The 23,100-nt window shown below is 45.6% G+C and carries 19 protein-coding genes and 4 tRNA genes; 15 read left to right on the top strand and 8 right to left on the bottom strand.

Annotated features, from left to right (window positions below; translation table 11 throughout):
- Positions 1-4: 4 nt before the first annotated feature.
- Positions 5-1,813 (bottom strand): protein kinase domain-containing protein, encoded by a 1,809-nt coding sequence (locus L5M40_RS05290; protein ID WP_263175245.1) that lies wholly within the window; start codon positions 1,811-1,813, stop codon positions 5-7.
- A gap of 249 nt (positions 1,814-2,062) precedes the next feature.
- On the opposite strand from L5M40_RS05290, the gene L5M40_RS05285 reads away from it, so the two are divergent.
- Positions 2,063-2,404 (top strand): hypothetical protein, encoded by a 342-nt coding sequence (locus L5M40_RS05285; RefSeq protein WP_105250285.1) that lies wholly within the window; start codon positions 2,063-2,065, stop codon positions 2,402-2,404.
- Between the two features lie 102 nt (positions 2,405-2,506).
- Positions 2,507-3,163: a thiopurine S-methyltransferase gene (locus L5M40_RS05280; protein WP_263256360.1), complete on the top strand. Its 657-nt coding sequence runs from the start codon at positions 2,507-2,509 to the stop codon at positions 3,161-3,163.
- A 276-nt stretch (positions 3,164-3,439) separates the two neighbouring features.
- Here L5M40_RS05280 and L5M40_RS05275 read toward each other — a convergent pair whose 3' ends face one another.
- Positions 3,440-3,631: a bacterioferritin-associated ferredoxin gene (locus L5M40_RS05275; RefSeq protein ID WP_076498521.1), complete on the bottom strand. Its 192-nt coding sequence runs from the start codon at positions 3,629-3,631 to the stop codon at positions 3,440-3,442.
- A gap of 261 nt (positions 3,632-3,892) precedes the next feature.
- On the opposite strand from L5M40_RS05275, the gene L5M40_RS05270 reads away from it, so the two are divergent.
- Complete coding sequence (locus tag L5M40_RS05270) at positions 3,893-5,467, top strand: PAS domain-containing methyl-accepting chemotaxis protein (RefSeq protein ID WP_263256358.1); 1,575 nt, start codon at positions 3,893-3,895, stop codon at positions 5,465-5,467.
- Between the two features lie 106 nt (positions 5,468-5,573).
- Here L5M40_RS05270 and L5M40_RS05265 read toward each other — a convergent pair whose 3' ends face one another.
- Positions 5,574-6,509 (bottom strand): D-2-hydroxyacid dehydrogenase, encoded by a 936-nt coding sequence (locus tag L5M40_RS05265; protein ID WP_263256356.1) that lies wholly within the window; start codon positions 6,507-6,509, stop codon positions 5,574-5,576.
- Between the two features lie 92 nt (positions 6,510-6,601).
- On the opposite strand from L5M40_RS05265, the gene L5M40_RS05260 reads away from it, so the two are divergent.
- A complete protein-coding gene (locus tag L5M40_RS05260) occupies positions 6,602-6,937 on the top strand; it encodes a DUF3392 domain-containing protein (protein WP_113939153.1) in 336 nt (111 codons plus the stop codon).
- A 20-nt stretch (positions 6,938-6,957) separates the two neighbouring features.
- On the opposite strand, the gene L5M40_RS05255 is transcribed toward L5M40_RS05260, so the two are convergent.
- The 5 genes from L5M40_RS05255 to rsgA form a co-directional block, all read right to left on the bottom strand.
- Complete coding sequence (locus tag L5M40_RS05255; protein WP_263256355.1) at positions 6,958-7,680, bottom strand: glycerophosphodiester phosphodiesterase; 723 nt, start codon at positions 7,678-7,680, stop codon at positions 6,958-6,960.
- A 14-nt stretch (positions 7,681-7,694) separates the two neighbouring features.
- The gene (locus L5M40_RS05250) at positions 7,695-10,898 is read right to left on the bottom strand and encodes a mechanosensitive ion channel domain-containing protein (RefSeq protein WP_105253001.1); all 3,204 of its coding nucleotides are present in this window, start codon (positions 10,896-10,898) and stop codon (positions 7,695-7,697) included.
- A gap of 68 nt (positions 10,899-10,966) precedes the next feature.
- Complete coding sequence (locus L5M40_RS05245) at positions 10,967-11,848, bottom strand: DMT family transporter (RefSeq protein ID WP_263256353.1); 882 nt, start codon at positions 11,846-11,848, stop codon at positions 10,967-10,969.
- A 6-nt stretch (positions 11,849-11,854) separates the two neighbouring features.
- On the bottom strand, positions 11,855-12,733 hold the full coding sequence (gene asd, locus L5M40_RS05240) for an archaetidylserine decarboxylase (RefSeq protein WP_263256351.1): 879 nt from the start codon (positions 12,731-12,733) through the stop codon (positions 11,855-11,857).
- Between the two features lie 62 nt (positions 12,734-12,795).
- Entirely contained in the window at positions 12,796-13,860 is a 1,065-nt protein-coding gene (gene rsgA / locus L5M40_RS05235; RefSeq protein ID WP_105250279.1) for a small ribosomal subunit biogenesis GTPase RsgA, read from the bottom strand.
- A 112-nt stretch (positions 13,861-13,972) separates the two neighbouring features.
- Between rsgA and orn the strand changes: the two genes are divergently transcribed.
- From orn to miaA, 11 genes are all read left to right on the top strand, one after another.
- Positions 13,973-14,518 carry an oligoribonuclease gene (gene orn, locus L5M40_RS05230; protein WP_131523968.1) on the top strand — a complete coding sequence of 182 codons (546 nt, stop codon included), beginning with the start codon at positions 13,973-13,975 and terminating at the stop codon, positions 14,516-14,518.
- Positions 14,519-14,787: 269 nt separating this feature from the next.
- A tRNA-Gly gene (locus tag L5M40_RS05225) sits at positions 14,788-14,863 on the top strand.
- 42 nt (positions 14,864-14,905) lie between these two features.
- A tRNA-Gly gene (locus L5M40_RS05220) sits at positions 14,906-14,981 on the top strand.
- A 121-nt stretch (positions 14,982-15,102) separates the two neighbouring features.
- Positions 15,103-15,178, top strand: a tRNA-Gly gene (locus L5M40_RS05215).
- 42 nt (positions 15,179-15,220) lie between these two features.
- Positions 15,221-15,296: transfer RNA gene (locus tag L5M40_RS05210), tRNA-Gly, on the top strand.
- Positions 15,297-15,957: 661 nt separating this feature from the next.
- A complete protein-coding gene (locus tag L5M40_RS05205) occupies positions 15,958-16,413 on the top strand; it encodes a hypothetical protein (protein WP_028761762.1) in 456 nt (151 codons plus the stop codon).
- A gap of 268 nt (positions 16,414-16,681) precedes the next feature.
- Positions 16,682-18,166, top strand: coding sequence for an NAD(P)H-hydrate dehydratase (locus tag L5M40_RS05200; protein WP_263256350.1), 1,485 nt, complete (start codon positions 16,682-16,684; stop codon positions 18,164-18,166).
- A gap of 102 nt (positions 18,167-18,268) precedes the next feature.
- Positions 18,269-18,727 (top strand): tRNA (adenosine(37)-N6)-threonylcarbamoyltransferase complex ATPase subunit type 1 TsaE, encoded by a 459-nt coding sequence (gene tsaE, locus L5M40_RS05195; protein WP_263256349.1) that lies wholly within the window; start codon positions 18,269-18,271, stop codon positions 18,725-18,727.
- Between the two features lie 8 nt (positions 18,728-18,735).
- Positions 18,736-20,193, top strand: coding sequence for an N-acetylmuramoyl-L-alanine amidase (locus tag L5M40_RS05190; protein WP_198571955.1), 1,458 nt, complete (start codon positions 18,736-18,738; stop codon positions 20,191-20,193).
- Between the two features lie 13 nt (positions 20,194-20,206).
- Positions 20,207-22,120 carry a DNA mismatch repair endonuclease MutL gene (mutL, locus tag L5M40_RS05185; RefSeq protein ID WP_411569080.1) on the top strand — a complete coding sequence of 638 codons (1,914 nt, stop codon included), beginning with the start codon at positions 20,207-20,209 and terminating at the stop codon, positions 22,118-22,120.
- Positions 22,113-23,039 (top strand): tRNA (adenosine(37)-N6)-dimethylallyltransferase MiaA, encoded by a 927-nt coding sequence (gene miaA / locus L5M40_RS05180; RefSeq protein ID WP_263222149.1) that lies wholly within the window; start codon positions 22,113-22,115, stop codon positions 23,037-23,039. Before mutL ends, miaA begins: the two co-directional genes overlap by 8 nt.
- Positions 23,040-23,100 lie beyond the last annotated feature (61 nt).

Raw genomic sequence — 23,100 nt, 5'->3', positions numbered from 1 at the left:
GCCATTAGGCGCCTATTTCTTTTGGGTTTTTCGGATAAAAGTGCTCGGCTTTACGCTCTAGATGAGTAAAGCGGCGGGTGTTTTTGTAGGGCAGTTTCATAAAGCCCGATACGCCGTGGCCTTGGATTTTTCCGACATGATGCAAGATGCGATCGAGGCTCGCGCGAAACGCCGCTTGCTTACGCGGATTGAGCAGCTTCAAGTAACTGTGAATTTTTAAGTGATTCGGCAGCGCCTCAAAAATGATGCAGCCTGTGTGGTGAATTTGGTTGATGCGGGCTAATTCTTCCATGATTTCATGGGGTAATTCGAGGTTCTCATCGGGATCTTTACCGTCTTCAAAATAAGAATGTAACCGCGACTTATCTTCTAAGGTGGGTACGTCACCGACTTCGAATGGCAACTGCAGTGCGGCACTGGCGACAAAAGGCTCGCTGGTGTCAGCTCGTTCGATATGCAGTGTGTCTTTGGCGTTAAAGAAACAGGCTTTAAACACCCCTATACGTTTAATTCCCCGCGCGAGATCCACCATATTGTTGACTGCAATGATTAACGCACTTTTTTGCTTTGCATCGTAAATCGCAAGATTGGAGTCGATAAACACGCCGGTTTCCTGCCAATGAATAGCCAGACCACCCACGATCGGATATTGCGCTAAACGACCCACTGCGGCGATAAAGCCTTTTTCGGTATCGCCCATGCCCGCGAGGAAGTTGCGGTAATATTTTTCGAGCTGAATATCATCCATCTTAGCGATGGGATCTTGGGCGTTGTGCTCCTTTAAAAAGGATTTACGCGAACTGTAGCTGACGGTTTCAACATCTTTGTCGCGGGATTGTACCCAAACAGGAATTTCACCCTGTAAATCAGCTTTGGGCAGTTCAGGTAAATGTAATCTGTGGCTGTGGCGCATACTTTTTAAAAAGTAATCGCCGGCAATGTTGCGCTGCTGCGGATCAGTGCTGAGCATGCCTTCTAAGGTACGGGCTAATTCTATCGGTAAGCCAATGCTGGTGGGCGAGATCACCTGTGCACCGAAGCGGCTTGCTTGCCCAGAGGCGAGGGCATACAGAGTCGCGGCAACTCCTTGCTCGTCAAAGCGCGGGCTGGAGAGTGCTCCATTGAGTTGCTCTTCGCCGATAAAATACACATCACCCATGCGGGCGTTGGTATGTTGTTGATCGCTAGACATTAACGCCATCACATTGTCTTCGACGGGTTTGTTATGTTCATCCCGCTGCGCAAATACCGCTGAGCCCCAATCGATTAACGATAAGTGTTGTTGTTCAATATCGTAAACTAGATTCGAAGGTTTGATATCGCCGTGCACTAATGGCTTGCCCGTGCGCAGGTAATACAAGATATCGGCGAGTTGGCGGGCGATGCTCATGACCATAGCGGTAGGTAAGGCGCCCATGCGGCGGCAAAGTTGGTCGAGATCTTCCCCTTTTGCCCGTTCCATCACGAGTATTCCCTGTTTACCTACTCGCTCAAATTTGATCGCCCCCGGCACATTGGGATGCTTGAGTAAGGAGAGCATAAAGGCTTCTTCTTCGAGCCGATCTTGAATGTGTTGTGGCAGATTAATCCGTGAAAACTTAAACACATGGGCATCGCCAGCTTGATTGATACCCGCAAACACGAAACCGTAGGCGCCTTTGCCGACCAATTCGATATCGGTATAACCTAATTTGCTCAGCTGTTGTTTACAGAGGCGGATCCACGCCTTGTGTTTACGGGCATCATTGGCTTTGAGCAAGTAAATGGATTGCTCTTCAGAAATATAAAAATGCTGCAGCTGCGGTGTTTGCAAATTGTGCTCCTTGTTTTGTTCATTTAACCAGTAAGCGGGGGAGATAATCAAATAGCGGGTGGCTTTATTTTAGTATTTTGAATGGCATTGATGATCAGCGTCAGGCGCGGCTTACCTATACGATCATTTCGTCACTGACTTTGACTTACATCAAATTAAATCCTCGCGACTATAGGTAATCTTTGGAGCATTAGATGGAATCAATTTTTGTTAATTAACCCACAGACAAAGTGCAGCTAAGGAGGGCGTATGCCCACCCAATATAAAGCCTTGTTGATCGAACTTTTGGAATATCCGCGTAAGCGTATTTTACAGTCAATGGAAGTGACCCATTGCCCGCATGCGGTATTTTTTAATGATAGAGACGAGCAATGTTTAACTTGTCATCAGGGCATGGAATGTATCTGGATGAACCAGAATGACGAGCTGGTGGCCGTGAACGAAAAATCGATTGCCGAGTTAAAACAGCAGTTGTTGATCGCCGTGGACTTTATCGACTCATCTTTAAGCCCACATCATTTATCACGCCGTCAATGCCAATGCGATAACTGTGTTTGGCTGCGTAAAGTGCAAGCCACGTTAGATCAGTAAGTGAGTCTTTACATTGCTGAGTTTGCCGAATGGCAGGAGGTTTTGCATCCACTTTAAAATGTCATTAGAGTAAGGACAACATTAGCGAATAGAGATAAACCCATGGAACCCGGTTTTTGGCATGAAAAGTGGCAGCAGCAACAGATAGGTTTTCATCAGCAAGACATCAATCCTTTCCTCGTTAAGTATTGGCAGCAGCTTGCATTACCCGCAGATACTAAGGTTTTTGTGCCCTTATGTGGTAAGTCGCTAGACATGTGTTTCCTCGCAGAACAGGGGCATCAGGTCATAGGTTGTGAGTTGAATGAATTGGCAGTACAGCAATTTTTCAGCGATAACCAACTCGAGATGACGCAAACGGCCGTGGGTGAACACCAGCATTATCAAACCGAACAGATCAGCTTGTATCAGGGTGATATTTTCACCCTAACTAAGGCTATCACTCAAGACGTGACGGCATTTTATGATCGCGCGGCTTTGATCGCATGGCCAGAAAGTATGCGTGCACAATATGCCAAGCAGTTAGCGAGCTTATTACCTAGCGGCAGTGTCGGTTTATTAGTGACTTTAGATTATCCGCAAGAATTCCTTATCGGCCCACCTTTTGCGGTATCCCCTACTTGGGTAGAGCAGCATCTGAGTGAGGATTTTGATATTGAAGTATTAGCGTCGCAAGATGTGTTGGCCGACAATCCACGTTTTATTAAGAAAGCCGTACCTTGGCTTAATGAAGCGGCCTATTTGTTGAAACGTAAGTAGGCTTGACTCGGAAGTTGGATCTGTAACCCCATTGAATTATTCGCGGCTTTCGAGCTTGGAGTTCAGTGGGGCTTGTCATTAAAACATCATATCTAAAGTCTAAACTGGCAAGATTATTTAAGACGAAGTGGCGGATAGAAGGCTTTGTTGTCGCGGGACTTTTTTGGATTGAGTTTGCTTGAGCTGGATTAAGTTTGCTTGAGTCAGCGTGTATTTAACTTGTCGGAAGTTTGTTCGTGAGTGAGTTACCCTTTACCACGCTATTCGTGATGAATTCTATGCGACTTCGTAATAATTAGGCTCAAGCTCTAGTTGATTCTGAATGATCTGCACTGCCATTCTGGCGCATTTACCACATTGATCGGCAACACCTAAGCGCTTTTTTACGTCAGCAAGCGAGCTATCGCCCTGGCTTACTGCGTTTTTAATTTGTGTATCAGTGATCGCATGGCAAAGACAAACGTACATATATTAGTCTCCAATCGAATTGCGCTAATTCTAAATGAAAACGCTTATCAAATGCAATCATGTTTTTGGGGTGATTTTCATACTTTAACGCTTTTGTTACATGGCGCACGTTTTATCGTCTATGCTAGGTGTGTTTTAGCACTAAAAAGCTAGGCAGTTTTAGAAGTAGGTTTAGGAATACAGAGTCAGGGTGATGATGCCTCACGGATGGATAACTCATGGATGAATAACGAAGAATTAATCAAAGATCCATAAGGTTTCATGAGAACTAATCTACCAGTTACACAGCGAGAATATGATTATCCAGCGGATTGGATTTTATTGTCGACTACGGATACTCAAAGTCATATCACTTACGCCAATCAATCTTTCTGTACCGTTGCCGGTTACGACCTCGATGGCATGCTAGGCAAGCCCCACAACATGGTGCGTCATCCAGATATGCCTCCGCAAGCGTTTGAAGATCTGTGGCGATGTATCAAAAAAGGCGAGCCTTGGAAAGGGATAGTGAAAAACCGCTGCGCCAATGGCGATCACTATTGGGTCGATGCCTATGTCTCACCGATTTCAGTTAATGGCAAAGTCGTCGAGTTTCAATCTGTACGCACTAAACCCACACGCGATCAGGTTAAGCGTGCAGAAATAGCCTATGCAGAGTTGAACAAAAAGGGCTGCGTCAGTGCGTTAAAACGTACCTTGGATATGCCAGTTAAATTGCTGTTACTCGCATTGGTTGCCATGCTACCTATGTTTTACCTTGCTCTGCAAATTGGCTTAATGGGCTTTATTGCCCTAGCGATAAGTCTCCTAGTATTGCTAGTGGGCGGTAATCTGGTGCTGAGTCGCTATTACGCGATAGTGGCTAAGGCAAAGCATATCTACGATAACCCCTTGATGGCGCATATTTATAGTGGTAACTGTGACGATCTTGGCGCGATTGATTTAGCACTGCAAATGCAGAATTCAGAGCTTAAGTCGATTCTTGGGCGTGCATCGGATTCCTGTTATAACGTGTCAGAACAGGCCAAAATATCTGCCGCCAAGGGCAAACAAATCCAGAGTACCAGTCAGGCTCAACTATCTGAAATAGAACAAGTTGCTACAGCGATGCAGGAAATGACCGCCACATTAGGCGATATGTCCTCCAATTGTGCCGATGCGGCGAGTGCCACGCAAATGGCATCCGCTGAAACTATTAATGGTGATAAAACGGTGTCGAGTACTATTCGCTCGATTCAAGCTATGGCGGAGCAACTGCAACAAACGTCAAAAGTTATTACTGAGTTAGAAGCCCACAGTAAAGATATTGGCACAGTGCTCGATGTGATTCAGAGTATTGCGGGGCAGACGAATTTGCTGGCATTGAATGCAGCAATTGAAGCGGCTCGAGCGGGTGAGCAAGGTCGTGGCTTCGCTGTCGTTGCTGACGAAGTACGGGCGCTGGCACAACGTACTCACGATGCCACCAAAGAAATCCACAGTATGATTAATCTGTTGCAGCAGGGAACGAATAAAGCTGTTATCAGTATGCAGCAAGGAGTGGTTGCCGCTTCCGAATGTATTTCAACGGCGGATTTAGCGGGTACGGCATTACGTACGATTCGTGAGGCCATTTCGACCATTACCGATATGACGCACCATATTGCCAGCGCGGTTGAAGAGCAATCGAGTGTGGCAAATGAGATGAATCGCAGCGTGGTGAATGTGTCGCAATTTACCCATTCTAGTCATCAACTCGGCAGTGAAATGGTCGGCTTGAATGACGAAGTGACTCGCGAGATGGATTCTCACTCGGTATTAGTCGAGCAATTCTTAAAGCGCAGCTTTAGGATTTAACTGCCTAAAATTTAAAATAAAAAAAGGCAATAGTCTGACTATTGCCTTTTCTTTTTCTGATTTCTAACTCAATTTCTGCTCTCTGAATCAATTCCTGATCGTTAACTTAATAGCCTTTACTAAAGTCGACTCTATTCTGCAGTGGTTCACCCATGATGTAGCGGCGATAGTTTTGGCTAAAGATATCGACGATTTGTGCAGGATGGCTTGGCGCCGAAATATGCGGCGTGATCACGGCATTTTCCCGTTCCCAAATAGGATGGCTATTGGGCAAAGGTTCCTGAGCAAATACATCGAGGATCGCTTGCTGACTAGGATTAGCGATAAGTTGGATATTGAGTGCATCGAGATCGAGTGCATCACCGCGGCTAACATTAAACAGCACTGCATCAGTTTTTAACATGGCTAACATGTCAGCATTGAGAAGATTGTACGTTGCAGGAGTGCTTGGCAGTAGATTTGCAACCACATCGGCCTGTGTCAACACTTGGCCTAAATTGGACATAGCTTCTATGATATCAAAACCTTCTACGGCATTACCGCTGCTATTGATACCAGTAACATGCATGCCAAAGTGTTTTGCCGTCTTCGCTAAATGCTGGGCTATTGACCCTGTGCCAAGCAAGAGCAATCGCATGCCCTGTAAACTTGAGTGGCGCTGCTGGGGTTGAATCAGCCACTGTTTTTGTCCTTGTTGCTGGCGATAAAAACGATGGCCGCGGATATGCGCGAGTAAATAGCCGAATAGATACTCGCTCATCAGCGGGCCGAAAATGCCTTTAATATTGGTGAGTTGATAGTCTTTTCTGCCCCTTGGACTCATCAGGGCATCTATGCCAGCAAAGCTTGATTGTAACCATTGCAGATTTTTAGCATGGGGTAATAGGGGCGCGGCGAGTTTAGGTTCGGCTAACCAAATATCTGCATCAATTATGCTCGCAGGATTATCGTCGAGTAACGTTAAATCTGGGAGACTCTGCGCCTCAATCAAGTCGCGGTACTGTTGATTTACCTTTGTTAGCAAGAGTAACTTGTGCCCCATGGCGTCTCCCTTTATGCTTGGTTATTGTTATTTTTCAATACGCTGTCGCGGCCACTCAGATGGATTGCGCTGCATATTTTTAGGTTAAGTCTATGTTTGATCAATTAGTCGCCATTATTGCCCAGTTAGGTAATATGCTTCGCCCTTGGGCCTTCGATATTGCTACCGCTATGGTGGTGTGTCTTATTTTGGTTTTTTCAGCGGATGTCAATCGTATCTTAAGGCGTCATTTGTTGGGGCATTCTTTTGTGCTGCGAACATTTGTTTTTATTATTGTGAATGCCTTTGGCTATGGCCTATTAATCGTGAAAGCTACGCCTTGGGTGGCAAGACACATAGTGGCTATGCCATCCCATTGGATGTTTCTGTTAATTGTGGCCATGTTTATTTTTATCGGTTATTGGGCTCAGCGAAATAGCCAAGCTTAATATCGTTATTATTTTTGCCGTTACTCAAAGTAGCCAGAGTAATTGGCCATTGCCTTTTGAGTTAAGGCTTGCATGGCGCGATCGGGGTAATTGCTGAACACGCCATCGACGCCTATCTGCTTAAGCGCATGAATATCATCAATATGATCGACAGTATAAACATAAACCTTGGCACCTCGGTTATGGGCGTCGTCTACTAGCGCTTGGCTGATAAAACTCACATCTAAATGTAATGAATAGGCATTCAGTTCGCTTACCACGCCAGCCCCTTCGAGTGGAATACTGGCAAGCAGTGGTGCGACTAAAGCATCCGGCAACGCCTGTTTAAGTTCATACAGATAGGGGTGATTAAAGGAAGAGATCAGTAACTGCTCCTTGGTAAACCCAAGCTGACTCATAGCCTTTGGGTATAAGTCGATTAACGGCGTGACGGTATTAATGCCTTTTAACTCTATATTGACTATGCAGCGCCCCGCAATCAGCTCAAGTACTTGCCATAGCGTCGGAATGGATTCACCTTTCACATTGATGCTTGCTAGGTAGTCCTTGCTCACTAAGTGAATGACGCCCGTGCCCGAGCTTTTATTATCGAGTCGTCTGTCGTGAAACACGACTAACTCACCTTCGACATTATGTACATCGAGTTCGACGGCTTGTGCACCCAATTCTAACGCTTTAGCCATGGCGGCTAAGGTATTTTCGGCCTGATAACCGCTGGCGCCGCGGTGAGCAAAAATAAGCATGGTCTGCGATCCTATTAGCTTCTAATTATGCCTTGTTGCTCGCGATTTTGACCATTCTTAATATGGATTTCCATCTGCGGGTAGGCGAGTTCGAGATTGTTTTCTTTGAGTTTTTTAGTCACTCGTTTATGTAAATCATGGCGCAGTGGCCAGCGTGCCGACATATCTTTTGCATAGGCGCGCACTTCATAATCTTGGGTATGTTTACCAAAGCCGGCAAACCAGACCTCAGGTTCTGGGCTGGCAAGTGCATCTTCACACTCTTGCACCGCTTGATACAGGGTCGCTTCAACTTTGGCAGGGTCTGAATCCCGCGCCACCGATACATAAACAATGACCCGAGTAATAGGATCTGACAAGGACCAGTTGATCAGCTGCTCTGTGATAAAGGCCTTGTTCGGGATGATAATTTCCTTTCTATCCCAGTCAATAATGGTGGTCGCCCGAATTTGGATTTTACTGACTGTCCCTGTTAAATCACGAATTGTCACTGTGTCGCCAATCCGCACGGGTTTCTCAAACAAAATGATCAAACCTGAGATAAAGTTGGCGAAAATTTCTTGCAAACCAAAACCTAAACCGAGCGACAGTGCGGCAATCAGCCATTGTAACTTAGACCACTCCATCCCGAGATTAGAGAAGCCGATTAATAGTCCGAGGAAAACCACCAGATAACGACTGACGGTTGTGATCGCAAAACCCGTTCCAGGCGAGAGATCAAGCCTTTGCAGGATCATTAGCTCAAGTAGGCCGGGCAAATTGGTGGCAATCATTAACGAGAAACCCACCACTATCAGCCCAAACATCAGTGATTTCATGGTAATGGGCAATTGTTGCTCTAAGCCATTCACACTGGTATTGGTTGTCCACAGCGTAATGCCATCGAGGAAAGAAAACAGCGCCGTATGGGTTTGAGTCCACAGACCAATCAAGCTGGCTAAAAAGGCCAATAACAAGAGTGAACGCACTAGGCCAAGGGATTGGCTCGAAATGGTTTCCAGATCGACCACGGGTTCTTCGTAGGTATCGAGTCCATCGACGGAAGGGTGATGTGTTTCGCCTTTTTCCCTTTGTGCTAAGCGCTCTGCACGTTTTGCCTTAGCGCGATCGAAGGCGATACGGCGGCGTTCGATTAACATCCACCGTTTGATCAATTGGTATAAGAGCAAGAAACCCAGACCCAGCACGATCGATAATTGCAGTTGTAACAGCATTTGGAAAGCGGTGAAGTAGTAACCCCTAAAGGCTAACACTGCGCTTAAAAGCGGCACAGAAATCAGCAAGGTCCAGAGCATTTTCTGAATGAGTTTTTTGTTTTTACCGTCTTTCTTGGCATCTGAGTTTTTACGGCTCAGGATTAAAATATCTTTGTATAACAAGAATAAAACGATACAGAAAATAATGAATGCGCCGCGGCCTATGCTATTACGCACCAGTGATGTGTCGAGCACTTCGGTAAAGCCCATCAGACCCAATAATGGGCTAGCAATCAGCACAAAGTGTCTGAGCCGTGATTGTCCCGCTTGGATGAGTTTTGAGGGGCGTTTGAAATGGCCCACGAGTACGCCTTTGTCGAGCGTCAGAATAAAGATGAAGCGATATAAGAGATACACTAAACCAATCGCCAGTATGCCCATACCCACTGCTTGCACAAAATTGCGATCGGAATGATAGAAAATCAATCCCGCCATGATCACTGGGAAAGGTTTTATCAACGCATAGCTGATACTGCAGGCGAGCGCTTTGAGAGTGTAAATGAATTTATCTTGGGTCACATTGCCCACATAAGTGGTGTAATGATTTAGCAAGCGATTGAATTTAGGCGTGATTAAGTCCTGTACGACTAAACACAGTACCAGCAATATGATCCACCAAGACCAATAATCGTTTTGTTCATCCCAGGCTTTTCCCAGTTCATCCCACTGTGCTTGTTGCACAAGCCAAACCGTGCTGCGCTCAAGATCCGTAAGCCATAACTTACTGATACTTGCAGCGTTAGGCACCCAGAATAAATGTTCGTTAAGGGTATTTTTGAGGGTGAGATTCTGTTGACTCAGTTGTTGGTAATTGACCTTCAGCTTGCCTAATTCACTCAAGTATTGGTCATAGCTTTGCATCAACTGCGAGATCAAACTCTGTTGCGAGTGTAAGAGCTTAATCTGCTGCTCATTGTATAAGCCGGGTTGTTCTAATTCTTGCTCATTGAGGGCTTGTTGTTGCTCTAAATGGTATCTGTCTAAGCGCGCATCGGCGATCAGCGTTTGCAGTTTTTCGTGATTCGGTGGTTTAGGCAGTGATTGCAACATCTGCAAAAAGCGCTCACCAAAGGCGGAGTTCATTTTGACCCAAGTGATCTGCTCTTGGATGTTTGCCAGTTGTTTAGCTTGGGATTGATATTGGGTTTCTGCCTGTTCCTGCTGTTCGACCACATTATTGATCTGCAAAGTTAACGTTTGCAGCTTTTGGCCGTAAATCTGGTTAGTGTCGGCAATATTACGGGTGATAGGATCGATGACTTTTTCGGTATTAACTAAGTTTTTGGCTAGGGTGGCATCCGTTTGTTGCTGACGTTGTTTATTGATTGCCTTGTTGATGGTTTCGATCAAGGCTTCTTGCTGCACCAGTTGTTGACGGACTAGCTGTAATTGTAATTGCGTCAGTTCAATGCGTTTTTGGCTGCTGGCAAGTTCTGCTTCATCTGTGGCAAGGCTTTGTTCAAAGAAGAGTCGTTGAGTTTGCTGTAACTCTCCCGTAGGGGTATCTAGCGGGGCGAGTTCTGCTTTTTTGTTTTGGGCGACAGTTTGCCTCGCGCTGGCGATAACTGTAGGTAAGTCATTGTGACGTAGCAATAAATCGTTAACTTGTCGGCCAAGGGTGGATTCGCTTTCTTTAAGTTCAGACAAGCGAATATAGGCCATGGAAGCCTGCTGGCTGAGGTCAGTACCTTTTTCTAGTGATAAAGGCTTATAGGCGTCTTTCAGCGCTTGGTTAGTGCGCTTCTTATGTTGCTCAAAATCAATCTGCGCTTGTTGGAAACTGGCTGCGTTGGCGGCGAGTTTTTCTATGTTAATTTTTAGTTCGTTAATTTGTTCATCAATGCTGAGATTTTGTTGCTGATCTTGCTTGTTCATGCCAAGACGTTTGTCCAATTGCAAAGGCGAATTGGCAAGTGCGGAAAATGTGAAAAAAGCAATAATGAACAATAAAATACGTGGCATATAGGCTAAAGACATTTAGGGGCGAAAGACGCTCCATATTAGCCAAATTGCGTTGAGATTGGTATGTTTCAGGCGTTCTTTTTTCGCCGCTGTGACTGGTGCGATTGATGGGTTTCGAAGATGGCGGTAGCGACTATGATAGTGCCACCAATTAAGGTGTTGAGATTGAGCTCTTCACCTAAAATAATCAGCGCTAACATGGCGCCATAAAAGGGCTGCAAGCAAGAGACTAGCCCAACCGTTTTGGCGCTGAGTTGCCTCAGCGCAGAAGTAAATAGCGCATGTGGCGCAGCGGTAAAGACGACGCCGAGTAAAATAATTAATCCCCACACTTCTAATGAGATACTGACCAGCTCCGTTTGGTGCCACGGCATCAAGAACACCACGGCGACCAAAGTTTGATAGAACATGGCATGGGGGCCGCTGTACTGGGAAAAGTAGCGTTTGTGCAATAAGTTACGGGTGGTGAACAAGATGGCGGATACTATGCCGATGGTAATGCCCAGCGTAGTGTCGTTACCTAAATTGGCCTCAGGGATCAGTAATATCACCCCAATCAGCACTAATACACCGCTGATCATATCGTGTAATTTTATCTTATTACCTGTCAGCAACGGCTCGGCAATCACTGTCATCACCGGATAGGTGAAAAACGCAATCATGCCAATGGCGACCGACGATAATTGCATGGCCGCAAAATAAGTCACCCAATGCAGGCTGACGATAACCCCAAGCCCGATGGCGACTAGATAATCTTGTTTGCTTGCCAGCGTTAAACGTTTGCGGCTGAATTTGACTAGCAAACCTAACACAGTGGCTGCGACGATACAGCGTAGAAAGGTGATGTCGAGGGCACTGAGCGGGATTAATTTAGAAAACAAAGCTGTGCCGCCAAATAGCAGCACAGCCAGATGCAATTCAATTAATCCCGAAGGTTTAGCAGAACTCAAGAAAGCTTAATCTGCTTGCTTAACGTCTTTCAGGTTAGCGAAGGCTTGTCCCATACGAGTCACTGCTTCGGCTTCGACACCTTCAGCAAAGGTCGCGATAGCATCTTTAGCAAACAACATCACTACAGTACTGCCTAACTTGAAGCGACCCATTTCCTCACCTTTGTCTAAGGTGATGGCATCTGGGCCTTGGGTTGGATATTCCCAAGTGAAGACTTGCTTACCTGTCGGCGGCGTGACTGTGCCAGCCCATACGGTTTCAATACTGGCAACAATCGTTGCGCCAACCAATACCATAGCTAATGGACCTAATTCGGTTTCAAAAATCGCCACAACGCGTTCGTTTCGGGCAAACAGACCGGGTACGTGTCTCGCCGTTAACGGATTCACCGAAAACAGTTCGCCAGGTACATAGGTCATTTTTGATAACGTGCCTTTAATCGGCATGTGGATACGGTGATAGTCTTTAGGCGCCAGATAGATAGTCGCAAAATCACCGCCTTCGAAGCGTTTAGCATCTTCGGCTTGATCGCCAAGCAAAGTTAACGATGAATAGTGATGACCCTTAGCTTGGAAGATGCGACCGTTTTTGATGGGGCCTAACTGACTTACCGCACCATCGACGGGATGTACCATGATATCGGCGTCCATGTCTAACGGACGAATACTGGGTTTAAGGGCGCGGGTAAAAAAAGCATTAAAGCTTTTATAGGCTTCTGGTTCGCTCTGCGCCGCTTCGCTCATGTCGATTTTATATTGTTTGATAAACCACTTGATGGCGGCAGTGGTTAAGGCGCCAGCTTCGGCTGCAGCGAGTTTACCCACTAAACGAGATAACAAGTGTTTTGGCAGCATGTACTGCAGCGCTATTTTGACTTTATCCAATTTCAATTCCTTTTCTTACTGCTCAATCTTTGCTGAGACTGTTGTTATTTATCAATAAGTCGTTATTCATCAGTGGCCGCACGGAAATGGCGGGCATGACGTTGTTCATCTAAGCTGGCGATAATTTTATGGTAATTATTAAAGCGATCTGCGCTGATCTTACCTTGGCTCAGGGCTTCTTGCAGTGCACAGCCGGGATCGTCACCGTGTTTACAATCGCGGAATTTACATGCGCCAAGATACTCGCGAAACTCGATAAAACACCAGCCGACACGTTGTGCCGGAAGATGCCATAGGGCGAATTCGCGCACGCCCGGAGAGTCGATTAAATCGCCGCCACTAGGCAAGTGCAACAGCTTAGCAGTGGTAGTAGTGTGTTGACCTAAACCTGAGTTATCGGAAACATCGCCGATAATAAGCTCTGCATCGGGTAGTAATGCATTGATGATCGATGATTTACCCACACCAGATTGGCCGGCAAACACGCTGACTTTATCTTTGAGTATGCCTTTGATGGTATCGATACCATCACCGAGCTTGCTGCTGACCTTATAAACCGGATAGCCAATGTCTTTGTAGCGCTGTAGCGCTTCATCGATTGCCTGCGCTTCATCGGGATTGAGCAAGTCAATTTTATTCAAAATGATGATAGGCGGAATATCGGTATCTTCAGCGGCCACTAAATAACGGTCGATGATCTGGGTGGTAAAGCTGGGTAATACCGAGGAGACAATCAAAATTTGGTCGATATTCGAGGCGATGATTTTCACGCCATCGTATAAATCTGGGCGTGTAAGTGATGAGCGACGTGGATGAACGGCTTCAACAATACCTGCGATGCCGCTATTGGCTTGGCTCTCAATGGCTAAGCGTACGATCACTTTATCGCCAGTCACTAAACTGGTGACGGCACGGCGAATATTACAGCGCACAATTTGGCCGCTTTCAGTTTCTATGTCGGCATGTTGGCCAAAACGTGAAATCACAGTACCGGGCTGTTCTTGCCCCAATGAACTATCCTGTAACTCTGGCGTATTTTTATCGCCACTGTCACGATTGAGTCGCTTCTCGTGATTAGCGCGCATACGGCGTAATTGACCTTGGCTTAGGGGTTTCTTTTTACTCACTGATTCGTCTTCGTCAATTAGGTGATTTTTTGTGTTGGAAAAAAGCAGTATGATACACACTCTTGAATAAAAAAGCCTGAATTTAGGCTAACTGACACGATAAGGCTGATTTATGACGGCAGATGTAAATAATCTCATTTGGATCGATTTGGAAATGACAGGGTTAGAGCCCGATGTCGACAGGATCATTGAAATTGCCACACTAGTGACAGATCAAGAACTCAATATTATCGGTCAAGGTCCGGTTATCGCGATTCATCAGTCAGATGATGTGCTAGCTGCTATGGATGATTGGAATCAAAAGCATCATGGTGAGTCTGGGTTGATTGATCGCGTTCGTGCTAGCCAAGAAACCGAAGCGCAAGCTGTGGCTAAGACTATTGCCTTCTTAGAACAGTATGTTCCTAAGGGGGCTTCTCCAATGTGTGGTAACAGTATTGGGCAAGATAGACGCTTTTTAAATCGTTATATGCGCGAGCTGGAAGATTATTTCCACTACCGCAATGTGGATGTCAGTACGATTAAGGAGCTAGTGAAGCGTTGGAGTCCAGAAACGATGGACGGTTTTAAGAAGCAAAATACTCACCAAGCCTTGCAGGATATCCAAGAGTCGATTGCTGAATTGCAGTATTATCGCAGCAAAGTATTTAAAATTTGACCGATCAGTAGATAAATATGAAAGAAGGGGTTGCAGCCGCATGAATTTTTCATATAATGCGGCCTCAACTTTTTGATGCGAACAGAGATGTGCGGTCATTTAGATTGAATGCGACATTAGCTCAGTTGATAAAGGTTAAAGGCGATACCTTTTTTAATGTTGAAGGCAAATGTAGCAGCGATGCAAAAAGCGACGTTAGCTCAGTTGATAAAGGTTGATAGGCGATACCTTTGTTAATGTTGAAGGCAAGTGTAGCAGCGATACAAAAGGCGACATTAGCTCAGTTGGTAGAGCGATACCTTGCCAAGGTATAGGTCATCGGTTCGAACCCGATATGTCGCTCCAAATTAAAATTTAGTGATTTGCCAAATCATTAATACAGATTATGCGACATTAGCTCAGTTGGTAGAGCGATACCTTGCCAAGGTATAGGTCATCGGTTCGAACCCGATATGTCGCTCCAAATTAAAACTTAGTGATTTACCAAATCATTAATACAGATTATGCGACATTAGCTCAGTTGATAAAGGTTGATAGACGATACCTTTTTGAATGTTGAAGGCTGATGTGACAGCGATAATTATGCGACATTAGCTCAGTTGGTAGAGCGATACCTTGCCAAGGTATAGGTCATCGGTTCGAACCCGATATGTCGCTCCAAATTAAAACTTAGTGATTTACCAAATCATTAATACAGATTATGCGACATTAGCTCAGTTGGTAGAGCGATACCTTGCCAAGGTATAGGTCATCGGTTCGAACCCGATATGTCGCTCCAATTTCCTAAATATTCCACTATCACATTACTCAATTGACATTAGCTCAGTTGTGATTTTTGATATGGCGATACCTTTGTGATTGTTAAATTAGTCAAGGTATAGGTCATCGATTCGAACCGCTCTTGATCAAAATCATGTCGCTCCAATTTCAATAAATCCCTCCAAAATTATTTTATCCAACATCATTTCAATCGTGTTGCTCATATTGCTATCACTTATAATGCTTAGCCGTTGACTAAGGCATAGATCATTGCTCGAACCTCTCCCTATCAAAATCATTTCGCTGTACTTCCGTTAAACTCTTCAACAGCTACTTTTTCACATAATTCCCTCAATTAGTTCGTCTATATTTGTCTTGATTCACTGCCATCTACCTCAAGCACTCTATCTCAGATTCACCATGCACAACCAAAGACTTACGAATACCCTTTGGGAAAAGTGCGTTGAGATCTCTTTTGGCTTTTCTCTTTTATACAAAACAGTGTGATAGGATTTAGATGCGTGATCTATAGCGTGTTTCTTCAAGTTTTCCTAAATTAGATAGCTGCGTGAAAGTTAAATTATGACCTTGTTCAAATATTCGTAACGCTTTTACTCACATAATGGAATTAGACAAAATTAATAGCGCCAAGTAGTTGGCCTGACAATGGAGTGCATTATATGCGTATTCAACAATTACGTGATCTACTCGAGTATGTGGCAAATTGCCGCTTAGATATGGCGCAACTCTATGGCCGACTCAATAATCAAGCTGACTCGGCTCGTGTGAAAATGATGTTGGAGTATTTTGAATCACACCAAAAAACCATGGCAGAAAAACTGCGTGATTATATGGATGAAGCACCACATCGTATTCTTGATACTTGGTATAAAGACTTCACTTTTGAAGACTTTACTAAGCGTTGCCAAGATACTATGTTGCCCGCAAACATGAATGAAGATGATGTGCTCAACTTACATTTAGACCTAGAGAATCGTCTGATTGGTTTGTTAGAAAAAACAGTTAACTCAACCACGGCGGAAGATGCGCGCAATGCGTTAGCCAATTTGATCCGAGTAGAGAAAACTCAGCAGCAACGTCTAGTCCATAGTACGATTCGGATGGACGATATCTAAATCGTCATTTCTTCTCGATTCTCAAAGCCAGCCCAGTGCTGGCTTTGGTTTTTATGTCGACTTTGTATCGGCAACTTTTACTCTACTTTGCTCCATTTGGGCGGGTTTCTGCGCCTGAACTGATTTACGTCATAATTTCTCGCTGCTTTTTTTGCTACTTTCTTGATCTATTGGCTGATTTTTATTGGCCTTGCTCAATTCTGCCAAGACTTCTATGGTGAGATTACTCATTGTGAAATGGAGTCATTGGTGTCTAAGGAGATCCTTCATGGCACAAGATCTATCGCAATTTCCCAAAGCTCTATACACCCAAACACAAGTTCGCGAAGCTGAACTGAGTGCAGTGTCTCAGGGAGTATCTAGTCTCTATGAATTGGTCGAGCGTGCTGGCGCGGCGGCTTTTGAGTGTTTAGCGAAACATAGCTCCAAAGTCTTACCTGTGTTAATCCTTGCTGGCAGCGGTAACAATGGTGCCGATGCCTTAGTGTGCGCCCGTCTAGCCCGTGCCAGTGGTATGGACGTTTCTGTGATGATGACGTCAGCGGCAGGCACGCCTGAGTGTCAGCAAGCATTGGCCCATTATCTTGCTGAAGGTGGAAAATTACTGCCGTTAGAGGTTGAACCTATTCTCGCAGCGAAAATCATAGTCGATGGTCTGTTAGGTATGGGGGTACGTGATGCTGTACGCGACGATATGGCTAAATATATCCGTGCCATCAATGACAATTCGGCTTGGGTATTGAGTCTTGATTTACCCTCTGGAGTCATTGCTGATACAGGCGCCGTAGCAGGTATTGCTGTGATGGCGGATATCACCTTATGTTTTGGTGGTGTAAAGCAAGGTGTGTTAACGGGTAAGGCGCGGCATTACAGCGGCGAGCTTGAATTTGCAGATTTAGGATTAACGCCTTTCTTTGCTGAAGCGAGCGCACAAAGAGTAGGAAGAGAGACTCTTAAGGACTATTTTGCCGCCCGAGCACGGGATAGCCATAAAGGCCTATCGGGCAAAGTCACTGTCATCGGCGGTGATATAGGCATGGCTGGGGCTGTGAGACTGGCAAGTGAGGCTTGCCTACGTGCAGGCGCGGGATTAGTCACGGTGATCAGTCGACCTGAGCATCAACTGACGGTGAATGTCTCCCGTCCTGAACTGATGTTTTGGGGTTGTGATTTAGTCGATATGGAAGTGTATCTGCGCCTTGGTTGGGCGCAGGTTATCGTGCTTGGCCCTGGTTTAGGTAAGCATGACTGGGGGTATAATTTGTTTAAAGCCGTGGGCTTGAGCGATAAGCCTTGTGTTTTAGATGCCGATGCATTGAATCTGCTCAGTAATGAACCAAGGCGCCAAACGAATTGGGTACTAACACCACATCCGGGAGAGGCGGCGCGTTTACTTGGTTGTACCGTGGTCGATATTGAACAGGACAGATTTGCCGCTGTTCGCGCGATACAGCAAAAGTACGGCGGTGTTGTACTGCTAAAAGGCGCAGGAACGGTCATTTTTGATGGTCAGCAAATGGTAGTGGCACCAGTCGGCAACCCTGGGCTTGCCAGTGGTGGGTGTGGTGATGTGTTATCTGGTATTATAGGCGCGCTCATGGCTCAGGGAATGGATAATATGCAGGCAACTGTGCTTGGTGTAGTCGTACATGGTTGCGCCGCTGATCTTGCGGCAATACAGGGAGAACGGGGTATGTTAGCGAGCGATTTAATGCCTTTTATTCGCCAATTAGTGAATAGTGATTTACTCTAGGCGGAATGTGAGACTCAAGCAGGGCTGGACTTTGTTATGTGCCCTGTGCCTTTTTAGGATTGAGTCGCTTCTCCATCAATAACAGCAGTGATATAAGCGGATATGACAGAGTTAACTTTTTTCTTAGACAACGAAGACGACACTATTGCGGTTGGGCAAAAATTAGCCCGCCATGTCCAAGCGCCTTTGACTCTGTATCTTACGGGTGATTTAGGAGCCGGTAAAACGACGCTGAGTCGTGGCTTAATTCAGGGATTGGGCCATAAAGGAGCCGTTAAAAGCCCGACTTACACTTTAGTTGAACCTTATGAATTAGAAGGTGTCGAAGTTTATCATTTTGATTTGTATCGTTTAAACGATCCAGAAGAACTCGAATTTATGGGGATCCGCGATTACTTTACGGATAAGAGTCTGTGCATTGTTGAATGGCCAGATAAGGGAGAGGGTTTACTGCCCGCTGCCGATGTCCATATGCATTTAAGTTATCAAAAGAGTGGGCGAGAAATACGCATAGAGGCCTTGTCTGAGCCAGGTGAAAAGTTATTAAAAGCGATAAAATAAAAACTAAAATGATAAAAAATAACCCGTATTTTCAAATTATTATTCTTTCTTTATGTTCTTTTTTCTCTGTGGCGGCCCATGCTGCTAATCAGTTAGAAAGCGTACGTATTTGGGCCGCGCCTGAGTCAACTCGAATCGTGTTTGACTTGAGTGGAGTGCCTGATTACACCTATTTCTCTTTAGATGGCCCTAATCGTTTAGTGGTGGATTTAAAAAAGACCACTGCTAAAGTTGTGCTTAAAAATCTTGAAAACAACAGTAAGTTGGTTAAGGGCGTGCGGGTCAGTAAGTCACCGACTAAAGGTGATTTGCGTTTAGTGATCGATCTCGTAAAACCATTGAATGCAAGCTTGTTTTCTTTGCCTGTTACTGCGCCCTATGGCAATCGTCTAGTGGTTGATTTAGAAGATAAAACGTTAACTACTGCAACGGCTATCGTGTCATCTACACCCGTTAAAACTGTCACCCAAGCGGCGCAATCATCCCGCGATATTGTCATTGCTATTGATGCGGGTCATGGTGGCGACGATCCTGGCTCCATTGGTCCTTCTGGTGTTTATGAAAAAAAGGTCGCCCTAGAAATCGCCAGACGTGTTTCCAGCAAGATCAATGACACGCCAGGCATGCGTGCTGTGATGATCCGTACTGGTGATTATTTTGTGAATTTAAATAAACGCTCTGAACTGGCGCGCAACAGTAAGGCGGATCTGCTGATTTCTATTCATGCGGATGCCTTTACCTCGCCCAACCCACGTGGCGCCTCCGTATGGGTGCTATCAATGCGTCGTGCTAATAGTGAAATTGGTCGTTGGTTAGAGCAAAAAGAGAAACACTCTGAGCTGCTGGGCGGCGCGGGTGAGATTATCCAAAACACGGATAATGAACAGTATTTGGCTATGACGCTGCTCGATATGTCGATGAACAGTTCGATGGCAATTGGCCATTCTGTTGCGGGGGATATTTTAAAAGATTTAGGTGGCGTGACTCAATTGCATAAAAGTCGCCCTGAGTCCGCGAGTTTAGCCGTGCTGAAGTCACCGGATATTCCTTCAATCTTGGTTGAAACGGGCTTTATTTCAAACCCTAAAGAAGAGCGTTTACTGTCAAGTAGTCGCCATCAAGAGAGCATTGCCAATGCTATTTATAAGGGGGTGAGCCGTTACTATCACAACAATCCGCCAGCGGATACTTTGCTTGCCCAAAGAAGGGGAGGAAGCTCTAGCAGTGCTAAGCCGGCCAAAACCACAGCAAAAGCATCAGCAGAAAGAACCTCAACAGAAAGAACGCCTACAGCCTATGTTGGTGATGCCGTATCGACAAAGGTTAAACATAAGGTCCGTCGCGGAGAATCTTTATCTGCGATCGCGCAACGTTACAGTGTGCCTATGTCCAGCATCAAACAAGCGAATGGAATGAAGTCCGATGTGGTGCAGTTAGGGCAAACGCTAGTCATACCCCAGAGTTAAATAGGAAAGCATGATGGGCATTCAGATCCTGCCTCCGCAATTAGCCAACCAAATTGCGGCGGGGGAAGTGGTTGAGAGACCCGCTTCCGTAGTCAAAGAATTGGTCGAGAATAGCCTCGACGCAGGAGCGAGCCGAGTCGATATTGAAATCGACAAAGGCGGCAGCAAGCTGATTAAAATTCGCGATAACGGCTCTGGCATACCTAAAGATGAACTCGCGCTAGCCTTATCGCGCCATGCGACCTCAAAGCTGCACACTTTAGACGATCTTGAAGCGATCCTTAGTTTTGGTTTCCGTGGTGAAGCGCTAGCCAGTATCAGCTCAGTCTCACGTTTAACTTTAACGTCACGCACGGCTGAGCAAACTGAAGCGTGGCAAGCCCATGCAGAAGGTGCCGACATGGCAGTTAAAGTGATGCCCGCCGCGCATCCAGTAGGTTCGACGATTGAAGTGGTGGATTTATTCTTTAATACACCGGCTCGCAGACGCTTTTTAAAGAGTGACAAAACCGAATTTACCCATATCGATGAATGGTTAAAGCGCATTGCATTAGTGCGTGGGGATATCCATTTCACGCTGACGCATAACGGTAAGACGGTACGTAATTATCGTCCCGCCGTGAATGAAGCCCAGTATTTACAGCGTTTGACGCAAGTGTGTGGCCGTCCATTTGCCGAGCAAGCGCTTAAGATTGAATGCCAACACGATGATTTGCACCTCAGTGGCTATTTGCAGTCACCTTGGTCACCAGTTATCAGCGATACCCATTACTTTTATGTCAATGGACGCCTTATCCGTGATCGCTTAGTCAATCATGCAGTGCGTCAAGCCTTTGCCCAAAAAGCAGAACTTGAGCAACCCGGCTACGTGCTGATGTTGGATATCGATCCCCATCAAGTGGATGTTAACGTGCATCCCGCTAAGCATGAGGTGCGATTCCATCAGAGTCGCTATGTGCATGATTATATTCTGCAAGCATTGCAATCGGCGCTGGAAGAAGCAGGAGAGCTTAACTTCGTTCACTCTAGTTCTTTGGATGAGGTTGAAGATGTGCTTGTGGATGCTCCAACAAGCGCAGCTGAAATATCTGTTCCTTTTGCACTTGGCGCAGATTCAGCTCTAGTTAATGCGCAAACTGATACACTTGAGTCTGCTCAAGATTCAGTAGCCCCTGCAGTTGAAGTAAAGTCTGTAGGCGCAGGACGAGAAGGCGCCAGTTTTGGCACTCAAACCAATGCTTTTGGCAGCATGACAATGCCAAGAGACAGCAGCCGTGGCAGTTATTCTGTAGGTGAATCTCGACAACGTACTGAATTACCGTCAAAGGCGGCAATAGCAAGTTATGGTGCTTTACTGCAAACCCCTTCTTACAGTGTAAAAGATCAAGATTATCAGTCTGTGTTACCTATGCCATCGATATTAGATGGGCAATATTGGGTGATGACGTCGGAAGATAAACTCAGTCTATTATCAATAAAATCAGTAGCATTAGCGACGCGATGCCAAGAGATTGAAGCTAAACTAGCGACGGGGTTAATTGGTCAGCCTTTATTGATGCCAGTGTCTGTCGCGGCTGATGCGGATTGGCAGGCTGTGCTCACTGAACACGACACGCTGATCCGCCAATTAGGTTTAGAACTAACAATTCGTTACCAGCAGTTGATTATTAAAAAAGTGCCCCCATATATCAGAGAGAGCCAGTTAGCCAAAGTGATCCCTGAATGGCTACAATCACTACGTTTTGAAACACCTGCGCCGAGCGCATTGGCGTTTTGGTTGGCAAAACACAGTTTAACGGGATTCGTTTCGGCACCAGAAATCTGGGCAGCATTTTCGCAGTTAGCTGAAGAGAAAAAACAGCTTATTGCCAACAAAGCGATATTCTTACCTTGGCAATCGTGGCTAGAAGAGCAAGCAAGTGAATAAAGAATTACAGCCTAAAGTGTTATTTTTGATGGGGCCAACGGCCTCAGGTAAGACAGCTTTAGCATTAGAATTGGCCGAAAAACATAACTGTGAAATTATTTCGGTCGATTCGGCATTAATTTATCGTGGTATGGACATTGGCAGTGCCAAACCTTCAACAGACGAACTGGCTCGCGGGCCGCACAGATTAATTGATATTCGTGATCCCAGTGAAAGCTATTCGGCAGCCGACTTTAGAGCCGATGCCATAGCCCAGATAGAAGAGATTGTCAGCATGGGGAAAACGCCAGTATTAGTTGGCGGAACCATGATGTATTTCAAAGCGTTACTCGAAGGTTTGTCACCTTTGCCGAGTGCGGACGACGCCATTAGGGCCGAGATCCAAGCGGAGGCGGATGAAAAGGGATGGGAAGTACTGCATGACCAATTAAGGGAGATAGATCCCGTGTCTGCAGAAAGAATTCATCCTAATGATCCACAAAGACTTTCAAGAGCGCTGGAAGTCTATAGAATAAGCGGCAAGAGCATGACTGAGTTGACTCAGACCAAGTCTGCTCCATTGCCTTATGACGTAGTGCAGTTTGCTATTGCACCGCGCGAGCGCAAAGTGTTACATGACTTAATAGCGCAACGTTTTGCGATTATGCTCAAACAGGGCTTTATTGAGGAAGTCACAGAGCTAAAAGCCCGTGGAGACTTGCATTTAGACTTGCCTTCAATGCGTTGTGTCGGCTATCGACAGTGCTGGCAATACCTAGATGGTGAGTTTGACTATGATACTATGGTCGAAAAAGCGGTTGCTGCTACTAGGCAATTGGCTAAGCGTCAATTAACATGGTTGCGGAGTTGGCCAGAGTTGAATTGGCTTGAAAGTGGTGCTGAGGGGAATTTAGTTATACTTATGCGTCAATGCCGCTAGCTTATTAGCCCTTGCTGTATAATACTAAAACTAAACAAAAAACTATCACTGATATCGATTT

This window comes from Shewanella sp. SM68, from assembly GCF_025653925.1.
Lineage (GTDB): Bacteria > Pseudomonadota > Gammaproteobacteria > Enterobacterales > Shewanellaceae > Shewanella > Shewanella oncorhynchi.
Note: the sequence above shows the minus strand (reverse complement) of the source record. Positions and strands in the feature narration are given on the sequence as shown.